The sequence below is a fragment of the Actinoalloteichus spitiensis RMV-1378 genome, assembly GCF_000239155.1.
GTDB lineage: Bacteria > Actinomycetota > Actinomycetes > Mycobacteriales > Pseudonocardiaceae > Actinoalloteichus_B > Actinoalloteichus_B spitiensis.
The window spans coordinates 1-15766 of the sequence record NZ_AGVX02000480.1; the positions used below are offsets into that span (position 1 = coordinate 1).

The window sequence follows — 15766 nt, forward strand, 5'->3', positions numbered from 1 at the left end:
GCTTCCCCGCCCGCAGCGGCCGCGACGGGCGCAGCCCCCCGCGCCCCCGAAGGCCCAACCGGTGGCGGCGTCGGCGGAGGCCGAGCAGGCCGAGGACACCCCGGCCTGGGAGGCGGTGGATTCCTGGCAGCCCGATGTCGCCGAGGAGGCGACCCCGGAACGGGCGGAGAGCGAGGGCGAAGCCACTCCCCCCGCCGAACCAGAAGACGCGGGCGCCCACGCCTCGGGCCGGTCGGTCAGCGAGCTGTTGGCCGCCTACGGAGAGGACAAACCGCGCCGCCGCCGCCGGCGGGGCAACTGACCACGGTGCGGGTCAGCGGTCGATGTCCCCGACCACCACCGCGAAGGAGGCGAGCACGGTGGGCAGGTCCGCCACCCGGCACCCGACCAGCAGGGGGGAGAGCGCCTGGATGTTGTTGAACGACGGGGTGCGCAGCTTCAGCCGCCACGGCGTCCGGTCACCCCGGGACACCAGGTGCACGCCGGTGACCCCCAGCGGGGCCTCCGTCCACACGTAGACCGATCCCTCCGGTGGTTTGACCGCTTTGGGCAGCCGCAGGTTCACCGGACCCGGTGGCAGCCGGTCGAGGCAGGTGCGGACCAGTCGCAGCGACTGGTCCGCGTCCCCGAACATGCACTCCACCCGGTCCAGCGCGTCGCCCCGCGTGCCCAGCGCGGAGGTGACGTCCAGCTCGGCGTAGGCCGGCCCCGGGTCGTCCCGCCGCAGGTCCAGGTCGACCCCGGCCGCCCGGCCAGCGGGGCCGGTCACTCCCAGCCGCAGGGCCGCCCCGGTGCCCAGCACGCCCAGCCCACGGTGCCGGTGGCGGAAGTCCTCGTCGGACACCGTTACCGACCTGGCGGTGTCGAGGCCCCGCGCGACCACGTCCAAGGCGGCGCGGACCTCGTCCCGCCACCCCGAGGGCACGTCCTCGCGGAGACCACCGACCCGGTTGGCCATGAAGTGGATGCGTCCTCCCACCGCTTCCTCCAGCACCCGTTGGACGGACTCCCGCGCCCTGACCAGCCCGTCCCGGGCCGCCGCGTGCCGGGCCCCCACCCCGCTCGCCCCGGCGACCGGGGTGAGGAACACGACCAGGGCGAGGGCCCGGTTCAACTCGCAGAACACCGTGCGGAGCCAGTTCGCGCGGTCGGGCACCGTCATGCCCAGCATCCGCTCCACCGCCATCGCCACCGTCATCTCGTTGCAGAACGCCGCGAGCCAGTCGTGCCGGTTGGCGAGGGCGAGGACCTGCCGGTAGTCACGGACCTCGAAGAGCTTCTCGGCGCCCCGGTGCAGGTGCCCGACGAGGGGGGTGGCTGAGGTGATCACCGGGTCGGCGGCGGGTCCCTCGACGGTCAGCCGGAGCCGGTAGGCGCCGTGCGCCGCCGGGTGGAGGGGGCCCAGGTCCACGACGCGGTCCACCCCGAGGTGCGCGGCTCCCGAGCCGACGCCGACGATCATCTGGTCAGACACCCTCCCATGCTCGCACCGCCGCCCCGGCCCCAGTTCCCGGTGGTGGGCCGAGGGAGCCGGGGGGGCCACCTGCCGCAGGGTGGACCCTCGGGGCGGGCGGTCCCGCGGGCGCGCGAGCTGTACGCCGTGCCCGTGCGCCTCGTCGCGGTCACGGCGCCTCCGCTCCCGAGGGCCGGCTCACGCGGCGGTGTCCCGGTGCCCGGCCGCCAGCACGCGCACGGGGAGCGCCACCTCGTGGACCAGCCAGCCGAAGCCCCCGAGCCCCTCCGGTGAGGTGAGTTCCGCCGCGCCTCCGCTCCGCGCGGTGGCGTCCAGCCAGCCGAGCGGGTCGGCGGCCGCGAGTGCCGGCGGCGGGACGGCGCGGACCACACCGAGGTCGGCGAGCACCCGCCGCTGGCTGGTCAACGTGGTGAACAGCGGCTCCCCCACCACGGAGTGGACGGCCGCCGCGGACGCGTCCAGCGCCACGTGGGCGGTCAGGTCGCGGGAACCGTCGGGCACCGGGGCCACCTGCCGCCCGTGCAGGTAGCCGGTGAGGGTCCCGGCGTCCACCCGGCCGGCGCTCCGGTCGGCCAGCAGGTGGTGGTAGTCGATGGCCACGGCGACGCCGGCGCGGACCGTCCGCACCACCGAGCACCACGCCCGGTCCCGGGTCGTTCCCGCCTCCGCCCGGAGCGCGGCCCCGCCCCTGGCCCGCTCGCCCACCGGCCACCAGTGCTCCAGCCAGGCCTGGACGGTGGTGTCCACGGGGTCGAGGACCGTCTCCCGGCCCGCCGCGTCCACCCCGACCCGGCACCACCCCCCGCCGCGTCGTACCAGGACCGGGCAGGGAACGGCGTCCAGCCACTCGTTGGCCACGACCAGGCCGACCACGCGGGGTGGCGGCGTGGAGCGCCAGGTCACGCCGGGGAGGCGGCGGGCGGGCCTGGGGGCCACGTCCACGGCGGTGACGGCCATCCTGCCCGCCAACCCGGCCGGTGCCCGTTGCCGTACCTCCTCGGCGAGCTCCCCACCACCCGCCCCCACATCGACGAAGTCCACCCGGGCGGGCCGCCCCAGCGCGTGGTCGACCCGGTCGAGCAGGGCCACCACGGCCTCGGCGAAGACCGGTCCCACCAGCGGGGAGGTGCGGAAGTGGCCGGCGGGCCGTTCGCCCCGCGCGAAGAACCCCTCCGGGCCGTAGAGCGCACGGGACCAGGCCAGTTCCCAGTCCAGCATCAGCACAGTGTCCGCCAGCGGTGCCCCCGACTGGTCGCGGGCCGCGCTCTCGGGGCCGGTGCTGGGCGGGCCGCGCGCGGGCCGAGCCAATAAGGTTCTGGAGGGAACGGCCCGGACCGGTGGCCGTGCCCTTCGACTACCGGCCGGGCGTTGGCCGCCGGCCCTGGCGCGAGGTGGGCGGCGTGGCGATCGACGAGCGGACGCCGGTTGGGCACCTGACCAGCGCGCGCCTCGAACGACGTCGGGTCCTGCTGTGGCCGGTGGTCGTACTGGTCCTGTTGGGGCTGTCCGGCCTCGCGCTGCTCGGCGTCGCCACCGCCAGGGTCGGGTTCGTACCGGTGATCGTCGGTGCCCTGCTGGCCCTGCTCCCGGTCGGACCCGTGCTGGCGGCCTTCCTGTGGATCGACCGGTGGGAACCCGAGCCGCCGAAACTGCTGCTCGCCGCGTTCGTCTGGGGTGCCTGCGGGGCCACCGGTTGCGCCCTGCTGATCAACAACACCGCCGAGGTGGTCGGCGAGTCCCTGCTCGGAACGGGAGGCGGCGACGTCGTCGCGGCCGTGATCTCGGCTCCCCTGGTCGAGGAGGCCGCCAAGGCCCTGTTCGTCGTCGGGGTGTTCCTCCGCCGCCGGGTGGAGTTCGACGGGATCGTGGACGGCATCGTCTACTCCGGTGTCACCGCAATCGGGTTCGCCTTCACCGAGAACATCAACTACTTCGGCCTCGCCTTCCGGGAGGGCGGCTTCGGGGACCTCACCGGTGGCGTCGTCGCGGTCTTCGTGCTGCGGGGCATCCTCACCCCCTTCGCCCACCCGCTGTTCAGCGCGATGGTGGGCATCGGGGTCGGCATCGCGGCCGGGTCCAGGAAGCGGTGGGTGCGGACGACCGCGCTGCTCGTGGGGTACGCCCTGGCCGTCCTGCTGCACGCGGTGTGGAACGGAGCCGCGACGCTGGGCGGCGGTGCCACCTTCGTCGACACCTACTTCGTCGTCATGGTGCCGATCTTCGTGGCCACGCTGGTGCTCGTGCTGTGGCAACGACGTCGGGAACAGCGGACCGTCGTCGCCCAGCTGCCCGGCTTCGCCGAGGAAGGCTGGATCGCCCCAGGCGAGGTGACCCTGCTCTCCAGCCTGCCCAGCCGGAAGGCCTGGCGGAAGGCGGTGCGGGAACGGGCGGGCGCGGAGGCCGCCCGCGCGGTGCGCGAGTACCAGCACGCGGTCACCGAGCTCGCGTTCCTCCGGCACCGGGTCGCCCAGGGGCTTCCGGTGCCCGACGCCGCGCGGCGGCAGGCGCAGGCGGTCGGAGTGCTGCTCGGCGCGCGCGCCGAGGCCGTGCGCGACGGCCTCGTCCGGAGCGCCGCGACCAGGGTGGCGCGGGCCGAGAGGCGGAAGGGGACTAACCGCCCACGCTGACCGGGGCTGGGCGCCGCCACCCCCGTCGGCTCCCGCACCGGGGTGGGGGTGAAGCTGCTCACCTGACTGAGATCCAGCCCGCTCCCAGGAGTTACCCTCTCGGCTGTCCGGTACCCGGCTGGAGCCGGGACTGGAACGCAACGAAGGAGTCGCGCACGATGAGCGCTGTGGTCCCGGGGGCCGCTGGCGAGGGTGCCAGCCTCGGAGGTCGACCAGCCCGGCTGGCGACCGGAGTCATCTCGGCGGGACGGGTGGGCGCCGTGCTCGGTGCCGCCCTCGCCCAGGCCGGGCACATCGTGGTCGGTGCCTCCGCCGTCTCCGCGGCCTCCCGCCGCCGGGCCGAGGAGCTGCTCCCCGATGTTCCCCTGCTACCGCCGGACCAGGTGGCCCAGCGGGCGGACCTCGTGGTGCTCGCCGTTCCCGACGACGTCCTCCCCGGTCTGGTCCGCGGTCTCGTGGCGACCGGTTCGCTGCGTGCGGGGCAGATCGTCGCGCACACGTCCGGCGCGCTGGGGGTGTCGGTCCTGCGGCCCGCCACCGAGGTCGGGGTGCTCCCGGTGGCGCTGCACCCCGCCATGACCTTCACCGGCCGTGCCGAGGACCTGCAACGGCTCACCACCTGTTCGGTGGCGGTGACCGCCGACGCCGACGAGCCCGGCACCCCGGCGGCCGGTGGCATGGGCTGGCACGTGGGCGAGGCGCTCGTCGTGGAGCTCGGCGCCGAACCAGTTCGGGTGCCCGAGGAGGCGCGCCCCCTCTACCACGCCGCGCTCACCCACGGGGCCAACCACCTGATGACGCTGGTCGGCGACTGCCTGGAGCTCCTGGAGTCCAGCGGGGTGCGGGAGTCCCGCCGCCTCCTCGGTCCCCTGCTCGGGGCGGCCCTCGACAACGCCCTGCGGCACGGGGACCGCGCGCTGACCGGGCCGGTGTCGCGGGGCGACGCCGGTACCGTGCGCCGACACCTGGACGTCCTCTCCGAGGCAGCGCCCCGGGTGGTACCCGCCTACCGGCTGTTGGCCGCGCGCACCGCCGACCGCGCGGAACGGGCCGGCCTGCTGCCGCCCCACGCGGCGCACGACGTGCGGACGGCGCTGGACGAGGAGGACCGATGACGACCGAACCCGCCGCCCGCCCGTTCCGCTCCGGCGCGCTGACCACCCACACCGAGGTCGAGGCGTTGTCGAAGGTCACCAGGACGCTGCGTGCCGCCGGCCGGCGGGTGGCACTGGTTCCCACCATGGGCGCGCTGCACGCCGGGCACCGTGAGCTGATCCGCCACGCCCGCCGGGTGCCCAACTCGGTCACGGTGGTGTCGATCTTCGTCAACCCCTTGCAGTTCGGCGCCGGCGAGGACTTCGACCGCTACCCGAGGGACCTCGCGGCGGACGTCGAGGTGTGCCGGTCCGAGGGTGTCGAGCTGGTGTTCGCCCCGAACGCCGAGGGGATGTACCCGCACGGCCGCTCGGTGACCGTGTCCCCCGGACCCCTGGGCGACGAGATGGAGGGCGCCGCCCGGAGCGGCCATTTCGAGGGTGTCCTCACCGTGGTCGCGAAGCTGTTCAACATCGTGCGCCCCGACGTGGCGTTCTTCGGGGAGAAGGACTACCAGCAGCTGGTGTTGGTCCGGCGGATGGCGCGCGAACTCAACCTGGACACGGCCGTGGTGGGCGTACCAACGGTGCGGGAACCGAGGGGTCTCGCGCTGTCGTCCCGCAACGCCTACCTGCGGGAGGACCAGCGCGCGGCGGCCGTCGCCCTCTCCGCCGCACTGACCGCCGCCGTCCACACCGCCGGTGCCGGCGCCGCGACGGCGCTGGCCACCGCCCGTGAGGTGCTGGCGGCCGAGCCCGCGCTGGACGTGGACTACCTGGAGCTGCGCGGGCCGGACCTGGAGCCGGCACCCGAGGAGGGCAGCGCCCGCCTGCTGGTCGCCGCGCGGATCGGCGATGTCCGGCTGATCGACAACGCACCACTCGTGCTGTCGAGGCCCGCCGACGGCGCCTCGGGCACGACGTCCGCCCGATGAACCGAGCCGACCGGAGAGAGAGGGTCCCCTCCATGTTCCGCACGATGCTCAAGTCCAAGATCCACCGGGCCACGGTCACCCAGGCAGACCTGCACTACGTGGGGTCGGTGACCATCGACGAGGACCTGATGGAGGCGGCGGACCTGCTCCCCGGCGAACAGGTGACGATCGTGGACGTCACCAACGGCGCGCGGTTGGAGACCTACGCCATCCCGGGTGAGCGCGGTACCGGCGTGCTGGGGATCAACGGTGCCGCCGCGCACCTGGTGCACGTCGGGGACATCGTCATCCTCATCGCCTACGGCGTGGTGGACGACGAGGAAGCGAGGAACCTGCGGCCGAGGGTCCTCTTCGTCGACGGCGACAACCGGGTGCTGCGCCAGGACGGCGACCCGGGCGGTGTGCCCGAGGGGCACGGCCTGCGGTCGGGGGCCACCACCGCGGAGAACCGCGAGGACCAGCCGGGGGAGACCGCGGACGCGGCGCGACTGGACGCGCTGCTCCAGGCCGAGGGCTGAGCGGGACCGCTCGTAGCCGTGGATGAGGAAGAAGGGGCGACCGGTGCTGCTTGCCATCGACATCGGTAACACCAACATCGTGCTGGGCCTGTACACCGGCAGGGGGGCGGACGCCACCCTGTTGCGCGACTGGCGGATGCGGACCGATGCCAGGATGACCGCCGACGAGTTGGCCCTGACGATGCGCGGGCTGCTGGGCGAGCACGCCGACCGCATCACCGGGGTCTCCGCGTTGTCCACGGTGCCCGCCGTGCTGCGGGAACTCCGCGTGATGTTGGGCCGGTACTACTCCTCGGTGCCCCGGATGCTGGTGCAGCCGGGAGCGCGGACCGGTGTTCCGCTGCTGGTGGACAACCCCAAGGAGGTGGGTGGCGACCGGGTGGTGAACACCCTGGCCGCGCACCACCTGTACGGGACCGCCTGCGTGGTCGTCGACTTCGGGACGTCGACCAACATCGACGTCATCTCGGCGAAGGGGGAGTTCCTGGGCGGGGTCTTCGCTCCCGGCATGGAGATCTCGGTGGACGCCCTGGCCTCGCGGGCGGCGCAGCTGCGCAAGGTGGAGCTCGTCCGGCCGAGGGCGGTGATCGGCAAGAACACCGTGGAGTGCCTCCAGTCCGGCATCCTCTACGGCTTCGCGGCGCAGGTCGACGGCCTGGTGCGCCGCATCGTGGCTGAACTCAACTCGGGTGGGGACACCCCCGTCACCGTCATCGCGACGGGGGGGCTCGCGCCGCTGATCGTGGGGGAGACCGAGTCGATCGACCACCACGTACCGGACCTCACCCTGATCGGTCTCCGGCTGTTCTACGAACGCAACGTGCACTGAGGCGGTTCCCCGCCCGTCGACCGGGCGGTTTCGCCCCTCAGCGGCGGACCGCCCGGTTCACGACGGCCACCTGCGGGAGGTCGAACTCGCCCGAGCTGGTCTCCGGCCGGCCGGCGAGGTAGGAGCGGAGTTCGGCCCGCATCCGCTCCTGCTCCTCCGGAGCCTGGACCAGCACCCAGGAGTGGGTGGAGATCATCCGGACCAGGGAGTCCGCCGTGCGGCGGTGGGCGTGCTCGAAGCGAGCGGTCTCCACCGGCGCGAACCTCGGGTGCGCCGGGACGTAGTCCGGGTCCTCCTCGCTGATGCCCGGGCTGGGGATTCCGGTCCGCTGGAGGCCGGCCACCCACTCCCACCGGTCGTCGTTGTAGTTGGTGAGCGCCGCCACCACCCCGCCGGGCCGCAGGACACGGGCGATCTCGTCCAGCGCCCTCGGCGCGTCGAACCAGTGGAAGGCCTGACCGACCGTGACCGCGTCGACGGAGGCGTCGGGCAGCGGCAGGGCCTCGGCGCCGCCGTCGAGGACGCGCACGCCTGGCACCCGCCGGGCGAACTCGGCGCGGAGCCGGGGGTCCGGCTCGACGGCCACGGTCTCGACCGCGATCCGCCGCACTGCCTGGGTCACCTTCCCCGTGCCCGCCGCGAGGTCCAGCACGGTGAGGTGGGGTCTGGACGCCACCGGTTCGAGGGCCCAGCGCACCGCCGGGTCCGGGTAGCCGGGCCGGTGCTCGGCGTAGTCCTCGGCCACCTGCCCGAAGGAACTGGCCTGCGCCGCGTCTGACCGTCGATCGTCGGCCGAGCCGACCGGAGCGTGATCCACTCCGGGGATGGTATCCGGTTGGGGGTATTGGGGGGAAGGAACGTAGTCTGTTCCCCCGTGAACGGGCAGCCGGACAATGACACTGTGACCAGCGAGGACACCCTTCCCGAGCAGATGCGCGTGCGCCGCGAGAAGCGGGCGCGGATGCTGGCGAGCGGTATTGAGCCGTATCCGGTCTCGCTCCCCGTCACGCACGGTCTGGGGCAGGTCCGCGCGGAGAATCCCGATCTCCCCCCGGATACCTCGACTGGGCGGATTGTCGGGGTCGCCGGCCGGGTCATGTTCCTCCGGAACACCGGAAAGCTGTGTTTCGCCACGCTCCGTGCTGGTGACGGCGCGGAACTGCAGGCAATGGTCAGCCTCAAGCAGGTGGGGGAGGAGGCTTTGTCGGCCTGGAAGGCCGACGTGGACTTGGGTGACCACGTATTCGTCTCCGGGGAGGTGATCACGTCCCGCCGGGGCGAGTTGTCCGTCCTGGTCGACGAATGGCGAATGGCCGCCAAGGCTTTGCGGCCGCTGCCGGTGGCCCACAAGGACCTCGCCGAGGAAACCCGGGTGCGGCAGCGCTACGTGGATCTCATCGTCCGGCGGCAGGCGGCCGACACCGTGCGCACCCGGTCCTCGGTCGTGCGGTCGCTGCGGGAGTCCTTTCACGAGCGCGGCTACCTCGAAGTCGAGACGCCCATGCTCCAGACCCTCCACGGCGGGGCCGCCGCCCGGCCGTTCGTCACCCACTCCAACGCCTTCGACATCGACCTTTTCCTGCGGATCGCCCCCGAGTTGTATCTCAAGAGGTGCGTGGTCGGCGGAATCGAGCGGGTTTTCGAGATCAACCGCAACTTCCGGAACGAGGGCAGCGACTCCTCGCATTCGCCCGAGTTCGCCATGCTGGAGTTCTACGAGGCGTACGGCACCTACGACACGATGGCCGTGCTGACCCGCGAGCTGGTGCAGGAGGCGGCCACCAGGGTCTTCGGCACCCAGGTCGTCACGCTCGCCGACGGTTCCGAGTACGACCTGTCCGGTGAGTGGGCCTCGCTGACGATGTACGAGTCCCTCGCCGAGGCGGTGGGGGAGGAGGTCACCCCGGAGACCCCGGCCGAGAGGCTGCGGGCCCTGGCGGTCTCCCACGGGCTCGACCTCGCCGGCGGCGGGGCGAAGCTCGGCCACGGCAAGCTCGTCGAGGAACTGTGGGAGCACCTGGTGGGCTCGACCCTGTACGAGCCGACCTTTGTCCGTGATTTCCCGCTGGAAACCTCCCCGCTGACCAGGCAGCACCGGGACAAGCCCGGGGTGGCCGAGAAGTGGGACCTGTATGTGCGGGGTTTCGAGCTGGCGACGGGGTACTCGGAACTGGTCGACCCGGTCGTCGAACGGGAAAGGCTGCAAGAACAGTCCAGGCTGGCGGCCGCCGGGGACGAGGAGGCCATGCGGTTGGACGAAGACTTCCTGCGGTCACTGGAGTACGGAATGCCGCCCAGCGGCGGCACGGGAATGGGGATAGACCGCCTGTTGATGGCTTTGACCGGACTGGGCATCAGAGAGACCATCCTCTTCCCGCTCGTCCGCCCTGAATGAGCCAGCAGAACTCGCTAGGCGGAGTGCGCCCCGCCGAAAACGCGTTAGTATTGTGGGAACAGCGACCGGTATTTTGATCGTCGCTACCGGTCGGGAACTGGTCCCGGAACCGGCATGGGCTGGCCCAGGGCGGGCCTGAGCCCTGAGCGAGCTTTTGGGGAAGGACGAGGACTATGGCGCAGAAGGTAACCGTCACTTTGGTCGACGATCTCGACGGCAGCGAGGCCGAGGAGACCGTTGACTTCGCACTCGACGGTGTCGCTTACCAGATCGACCTTTCGTCGAACAATGCCTCGCAGCTCCGCGACGCGCTGGCGAGCTACGTCCAGGGAGCCCGGCGTTCAGGTGGCCGCCGTCGCTCCGCTGGTCGGGCGCCTGCTGGCAGGAGCAACGGGAGCACCACCACCGCGGACCGCGAGCAGAACCAGGCGATCCGGGAGTGGGCCCGGAAGCGGGGCATGGAGGTCTCGGACCGGGGTCGCATCCCCGCCGAGGTGCTCGAGGCCTACAACAAGGCCAACTGAGCGGTACCGCAAGGACGACCGCCCCGGCGGAGCTGACCGTCAGGTCCGCTGGGGCGAGACGTGCTCGCCCCCAGCGTCGTGTTCGTCAGGCCCGCCTCACCCAGGACGTCGGCTGGGCGCCACGGGGTGGGGAGGGGACCGTGCGTCGGCGGCCGCGTCCGCCAGCGGAGCGGCCGTGTTCCGCGCCCGCGTCGACGGCGCCACGAGCGTCTCGGGCGGGCGCGCCGGTGCGAGTACGACCGGATCGTTCCGGCGCGGCCCCTGGGCGCCCACCAGCCGGTTGGTGCGCCCGCTCGCCGCGGCCGCCCTGCTGCGGGCGGTTCGTGGTCCAGGAGCTCGACCCGGACCTCCGGACGGCACGGCCGGCCGTCCTCGGACCGAACGGGGGTGGAAGTCCACCGTCGCCGAGCCCTGAAACGGCTCCTGTCCCGGCCGAGGGCGCGCTCCTCGTCGACGGGACGGACGTCGAGGAGCCCGTCGACGGCCTGCTCGTCCGCGAGCCGGCCCGGGTGCCGGCCGTCCTCCCCCGGTCCCCGACGGGCGGAGGGCCGGACCGTGGCGGACGTCGTCGCCCGGGGTGCCACCCGCACCGGACCTGCTCCCGCCAGCGGTCCTCCGCCGGACGGTCGGTGTGGCCGAGGCGCTGCGGACGGTGGGGGCGGGGCGGTGGGACCGGGCGCTCGACGAACTCCTCGCCCGTCAGCGGCAGCGGGCGTGGTCCTCGGCAGGGGCCTGGCCCAGTGCCCGGTCTCCGCCTGCCCGGCGAACCCACCACCTACCCGGACTCGCGCACCGGGTGGACGTTCTCGCCCTGGCGGGGCGGTCGCACGTGACGGCGGGGTGTCCGCCGCCGTGGTGGTGCCGCGCGAGCTGAACCAGGCCGTCGGGTGCGCGGCGGCCGGTCGCGCTGCGTCCTGGCGGTGGTCGCCGAGGGGAACCGGCCGAGGACGCCGCCGAGGAGCTGCTGTTCGGCGTCCTCGGGCGCGACGCCGGGGTGCCGACGCCCGGTGCCCGGGACGCCGCTCGTGGTGCCCGTGGGCCGCGCCACCGCCCGGCGGTCCACCGCACCGGCCGCTCGCGAGGTAAGCGGTCGGACCCCGCCCCGCCCGGCGGGAGCGGACGGGACCCGTCGGTCTCGTCCGCTCCCTCAGTCGCCACCCCGGCGGACGCGCTCCGCCCGTTCGGAGTCGGAGACGCGGGGACAGGTCACGCAGGCCCGTTCGACCCCGGGGAGCGCGTAGTGGAAGCAGCAGCTCTGCCGGCGCCGGGTCCAGTGCTGGCTGTTGTCCTCGCCCGTCACCGCGTAGAGGGTCGACCCCGAGGTGAGGGGGTCGGTGTCCGAGGGTGCGAGCACGAGTGAGGCGTCGCCGACCCCGGCCCCCTCGTCGCCGCCCAGCCGGCCCGCGTTCCACAGGGCGGTGTCCAGCACGTCGGTCGCGGCCGCCCACAGGGTGCGTCGGCCGAGCCGGGTGTACGGGGCGAAGGCGGCGACGAACCGAGCCGCGTGGTCGACGAAGCGCGCGCGGAGCAGCGCGGCCAGCGCCCGTTCGTCGGCGACCACCGTCGCCCGCGCCGTCCCGGCGGCCGGGTCGTCGGGCAGGCAGGCGAACCCCTCGCTCAGCAGGGCGACGCCGTCGACGTGCGGTCGTGAGTCGGCGAGCCGGAACGCCAGGTCCCTCGGTCGCAGGTGCGGAACCCGACGGGCGGTGTGGAAGAGCATCCCGGCCAGGAACCCGGGGGCGTGCAGGTACCAGCTCATCAGGTACCCGGAGGTGGTGCGGTGCGGGGACTCGCCGAAGCGTTCCCGCAGCCAGTCGCCGAGCCTCGACTGCCAGGAGGGGAAGAACTCCGGGTCGGTGAGCGCCCGTGCGCAGCCGACCCACGTCTCCCCCTCCTCCGGTGGGGTGCCGAAGCGCAGTGCCATCCAGCTGGGAGCCCGCGTCGCCCCGATGGAGTGGGCGATCGTCGTACCGGCGTGGGGGGCGGGCGGCGCGTCCCGGTGACCCGCTCGGACGCGGGTGAGCATGTTCACGACGTCACCTCCACCTCATCTCGCCACCTGGTGCTCGTCACCCGGTGGGTCCTCGTCTGCTCTGTCCCGCCCTTCCGGGTACCCGGCGGCCGGCCGGTCCTCGTCGGTCGCGCCCGGCGGGCGAGGCAGGGTTGCCTAACCTTATCCCTGCCGGGTGGGGTGGTGCTCATCCCGGTGCCGTCCACCCGCTCGCCAGGCCTCGCCCGCGAGCGGGTTCCCCCCGTGCGAGGGCGGTGCGGCGAGGCCGCCCGGGCCGGGCGGCTCGCCCGAGGTCAGGGGAGCGCGCCGAGGGCAAGCGCGTGTTCGCTCTGGGCGGACAGCCCGCACAACCCAGCGTGACCAGGAATTCAGGGCGGCTCCGGCCCGTTGAACCCGCTGTCGGACGTGTGACGGCCGCTTTCCGGAGCTAACGGGAGCACGCCGCAGCGAGAATGCCTACTACAGTGGTCGTAGGGTGCCGACCTCGTCGCAGAGCGCCAGTGAGGCTGTGTGTCACTGCCTGGGGCGAGTTGGAAGCCGCTGTCGCCGCTGTCAGGGAGTGCGAATGTTCGAAAGATTCACCGACCGCGCGAGGCGGGTTGTCGTCCTGGCCCAGGAAGAGGCCAGGATGCTGAACCACAACTACATCGGCACTGAACACATCCTCCTGGGCCTGATCCACGAGGGTGAGGGTGTCGCCGCCAAGGCGTTGGAGTCGCTGGGTATCGCCCTGGAGGGCGTGCGCCAGCAGGTCGAGGAGATCATCGGCCAGGGCCAGCAGGCTCCCAGCGGGCACATCCCGTTCACGCCGCGCGCCAAGAAGGTGCTGGAGCTGTCGCTGCGGGAGGCGTTGCAGCTCGGCCACAACTACATCGGCACCGAGCACATCCTGCTCGGCCTCATCCGCGAAGGTGAGGGCGTGGCGGCGCAGGTGCTGGTGAAGCTCGGCGCGGACCTCAACCGCGTCCGCCAGCAGGTCCTGCAGCTGCTGTCCGGCTACCAGGGCAAGGAGCCGGCGGAGACCGCCGGCCGGGGCGAGGGCACCCCGTCCTCGTCGCTGGTGCTCGACCAGTTCGGCCGCAACCTGACCTCCAGCGCCCGCGAGGGCAAGCTGGACCCGGTGATCGGCCGGGACAAGGAGATCGAGCGGGTCATGCAGGTGCTGTCCCGCCGGACCAAGAACAACCCCGTCCTCATCGGCGAGCCGGGCGTGGGCAAGACCGCCGTCGTCGAGGGGCTGGCCCAGCAGATCGTCCGGGGCGAGGTCCCCGAGACGCTGAAGGACAAGCAGCTCTACACCCTCGACCTCGGCTCCCTGGTCGCCGGTTCCCGCTACCGGGGTGACTTCGAGGAGCGCCTGAAGAAGGTGCTCAAGGAGATCCGCACCCGGGGCGACATCATCCTGTTCATCGACGAGCTGCACACGCTGGTCGGAGCGGGCGCCGCCGAGGGCGCGATCGACGCCGCCAGCATCCTCAAGCCGATGCTGGCCAGGGGTGAGCTGCAGACCATCGGCGCCACCACCCTCGACGAGTACCGCAAGCACGTCGAGAAGGACCCGGCGCTGGAGCGGCGCTTCCAGCCCATCCAGGTGGGCGAGCCCTCGTTGGACCACACCATCGAGATCCTCAAGGGTCTGCGGGACCGCTACGAGGCCCACCACCGGGTGTCCATCACCGACTCCGCGCTGGTCGCGGCGGCCACCCTGGCCGACAGGTACATCAACGACCGCTACCTGCCCGACAAGGCGATCGACCTGATCGACGAGGCCGGCGCGCGGATGCGGATCCGCCGGATGACGGCCCCGCCGGACCTGCGCGAGTTCGACGAGAAGATCGCCGACGTCCGCAGGGACAAGGAGTCCGCGATCGACGCGCAGGACTTCGAGCGGGCCGCCAGGCTGCGTGACGAGGAGAAGCAGCTGCTCGCCCAGAAGAGCGAGCGGGAGAAGCAGTGGAAGTCCGGTGACCTGGACGTCGTGGCCGAGGTCGACGACGAGCAGATCGCCGAGGTCCTCGGCAACTGGACCGGCATCCCGGTCTTCAAGCTGACCGAGGAGGAGACCACCCGCCTGCTCCGGATGGAGGAGGAGCTGCACAAGCGGATCATCGGGCAGGAGGACGCCGTCAAGGCGGTCTCCCAGGCGATCCGCCGCACGCGGGCCGGGTTGAAGGACCCGAAGCGCCCCTCCGGTTCGTTCATCTTCGCCGGCCCGTCCGGCGTGGGGAAGACCGAGCTGTCCAAGGCGCTGGCGAACTTCCTCTTCGGCGAGGACGACGCGCTCGTCCAGATCGACATGGGGGAGTTCCACGACCGCTACACCGCCTCCCGGCTGTTCGGCGCTCCTCCCGGCTACGTCGGGTACGAGGAGGGCGGACAGCTCACGGAGAAGGTGCGCCGCAAGCCGTTCTCCGTCGTGCTGTTCGACGAGATCGAGAAGGCGCACCAGGAGGTGTACAACACGCTGCTCCAGGTTCTCGAGGACGGTCGGCTGACCGACGGTCAGGGCCGGACGGTGGACTTCAAGAACACCGTCATCATCTTCACCTCCAACCTGGGCACCCAGGACATCTCCAAGGCGGTGGGCCTCGGGTTCTCCGGCAGCGGGGAACAGGGCTCGAACTACGAGCGGATGAAGCAGAAGGTCAACGACGAGCTGAAGAAGCACTTCCGCCCGGAGTTCCTGAACCGGATCGACGACATCATCGTCTTCCACCAGCTGACCGAGACCGAGATCGTCCGGATGGTGGACCTGATGGTGAGCCGCGTCGAGACGCAGCTCAAGAACAAGGACATGGCGCTGGAGCTGACCGAGAAGGCCAAGAAGCTCCTGGCCAAGCGGGGCTTCGACCCGGTGCTGGGTGCCCGGCCGCTGCGGCGGACCATCCAGCGGGAGATCGAGGACCAGCTGTCGGAGAAGATCCTGTTCGGCGAACTCCAGCCGGGCCAGATCATCATCGCCGACGTCGAGGGCTGGGACGGCGAGGACAAGCGCGACGACGAGGCCCGCTTCGTCTTCCGCGGTGAGACCAAGCCGGTCGAGGTCCCGGACTCCCCGCCGGTGGAGCTGTCCGGCTCGGGCGGGTCCAGCACCGAGAACCAGAACGACACCGAGAACGACTGATCCGGTACGGCGCCGGAGGAAGGCCCCGTCGACACCTGTCGGCGGGGCCTTCCGCATGAGCGGAGGACGGCTGCCCCGCCCGCCGCGACGGGTGGGCGGCCCGGTTGCCCGACATCGGCTCCCGGGAGCACCCGGGATCGGCCGGCGCGGTACGGGGCGGGCGACGGCCCGCGCATGACAGGCTGGCCCCATGCGCGTGGCGATGCTCGGAACGCTGGAAGTCCACGCCGGCGAC

12 protein-coding genes and 1 pseudogene are annotated in these 15766 nt (G+C 72.5%); 9 read left to right on the top strand and 4 right to left on the bottom strand.

Annotated elements, in window-relative coordinates; translation table 11 throughout:
• A pseudogene (locus ACTIDRAF_RS0219705) lies at positions 1 to 301 on the top strand (hypothetical protein); the annotation flags it as partial.
• Positions 302 to 313: 12 nt separating this feature from the next.
• On the opposite strand, the gene ACTIDRAF_RS0219710 reads toward ACTIDRAF_RS0219705, so the two are convergent.
• Together ACTIDRAF_RS0219710 and ACTIDRAF_RS0219715 are read right to left on the bottom strand one after the other, a co-directional pair.
• The gene (locus tag ACTIDRAF_RS0219710; RefSeq protein ID WP_026066296.1) at positions 314 to 1474 is read right to left on the bottom strand and encodes an NADH-quinone oxidoreductase subunit D; all 1161 of its coding nucleotides are present in this window, start codon (positions 1472 to 1474) and stop codon (positions 314 to 316) included.
• Between the two features lie 177 nt (positions 1475 to 1651).
• Positions 1652 to 2692: an SAM-dependent methyltransferase gene (locus ACTIDRAF_RS0219715; RefSeq protein ID WP_026066297.1), complete on the bottom strand. Its 1041-nt coding sequence runs from the start codon at positions 2690 to 2692 to the stop codon at positions 1652 to 1654.
• 173 nt (positions 2693 to 2865) lie between these two features.
• Between ACTIDRAF_RS0219715 and ACTIDRAF_RS0219720 the strand changes: the two genes are divergently transcribed.
• From ACTIDRAF_RS0219720 to ACTIDRAF_RS0219740, 5 genes are all read left to right on the top strand, one after another.
• Entirely contained in the window at positions 2866 to 4101 is a 1236-nt protein-coding gene (locus ACTIDRAF_RS0219720) for a PrsW family intramembrane metalloprotease (RefSeq protein WP_425359128.1), read from the top strand.
• Positions 4102 to 4259: 158 nt separating this feature from the next.
• Positions 4260 to 5216 carry a Rossmann-like and DUF2520 domain-containing protein gene (locus ACTIDRAF_RS0219725; RefSeq protein WP_052168902.1) on the top strand — a complete coding sequence of 319 codons (957 nt, stop codon included), beginning with the start codon at positions 4260 to 4262 and terminating at the stop codon, positions 5214 to 5216.
• Complete coding sequence (gene panC / locus ACTIDRAF_RS0219730) at positions 5213 to 6130, top strand: pantoate--beta-alanine ligase (protein WP_016700446.1); 918 nt, start codon at positions 5213 to 5215, stop codon at positions 6128 to 6130. Before ACTIDRAF_RS0219725 ends, panC begins: the two co-directional genes overlap by 4 nt.
• A gap of 32 nt (positions 6131 to 6162) precedes the next feature.
• A complete protein-coding gene (panD, locus tag ACTIDRAF_RS0219735; protein WP_026066299.1) occupies positions 6163 to 6648 on the top strand; it encodes an aspartate 1-decarboxylase in 486 nt (161 codons plus the stop codon).
• A 43-nt stretch (positions 6649 to 6691) separates the two neighbouring features.
• Complete coding sequence (locus ACTIDRAF_RS0219740; protein ID WP_016700448.1) at positions 6692 to 7477, top strand: type III pantothenate kinase; 786 nt, start codon at positions 6692 to 6694, stop codon at positions 7475 to 7477.
• Between the two features lie 37 nt (positions 7478 to 7514).
• Here the strand turns inward: ACTIDRAF_RS0219740 and ACTIDRAF_RS0219745 are convergent, their stop codons facing one another.
• Complete coding sequence (locus ACTIDRAF_RS0219745; RefSeq protein WP_016700449.1) at positions 7515 to 8294, bottom strand: class I SAM-dependent methyltransferase; 780 nt, start codon at positions 8292 to 8294, stop codon at positions 7515 to 7517.
• Positions 8295 to 8408: 114 nt separating this feature from the next.
• On the opposite strand from ACTIDRAF_RS0219745, the gene lysS reads away from it, so the two are divergent.
• Both lysS and ACTIDRAF_RS0219755 read left to right on the top strand, forming a co-directional pair.
• Positions 8409 to 9872 carry a lysine--tRNA ligase gene (gene lysS / locus ACTIDRAF_RS0219750; protein ID WP_052168904.1) on the top strand — a complete coding sequence of 488 codons (1464 nt, stop codon included), beginning with the start codon at positions 8409 to 8411 and terminating at the stop codon, positions 9870 to 9872.
• Positions 9873 to 10045: 173 nt separating this feature from the next.
• Positions 10046 to 10396: a histone-like nucleoid-structuring protein Lsr2 gene (locus ACTIDRAF_RS0219755; RefSeq protein WP_016700451.1), complete on the top strand. Its 351-nt coding sequence runs from the start codon at positions 10046 to 10048 to the stop codon at positions 10394 to 10396.
• Between the two features lie 1147 nt (positions 10397 to 11543).
• On the opposite strand, the gene ACTIDRAF_RS0219765 is transcribed toward ACTIDRAF_RS0219755, so the two are convergent.
• Complete coding sequence (locus ACTIDRAF_RS0219765; protein ID WP_245533588.1) at positions 11544 to 12422, bottom strand: (2Fe-2S)-binding protein; 879 nt, start codon at positions 12420 to 12422, stop codon at positions 11544 to 11546.
• A 550-nt stretch (positions 12423 to 12972) separates the two neighbouring features.
• Between ACTIDRAF_RS0219765 and ACTIDRAF_RS0219770 the strand changes: the two genes are divergently transcribed.
• A complete protein-coding gene (locus tag ACTIDRAF_RS0219770) occupies positions 12973 to 15531 on the top strand; it encodes an ATP-dependent Clp protease ATP-binding subunit (protein WP_026066301.1) in 2559 nt (852 codons plus the stop codon).
• Positions 15532 to 15766: the final 235 nt, after the last annotated feature.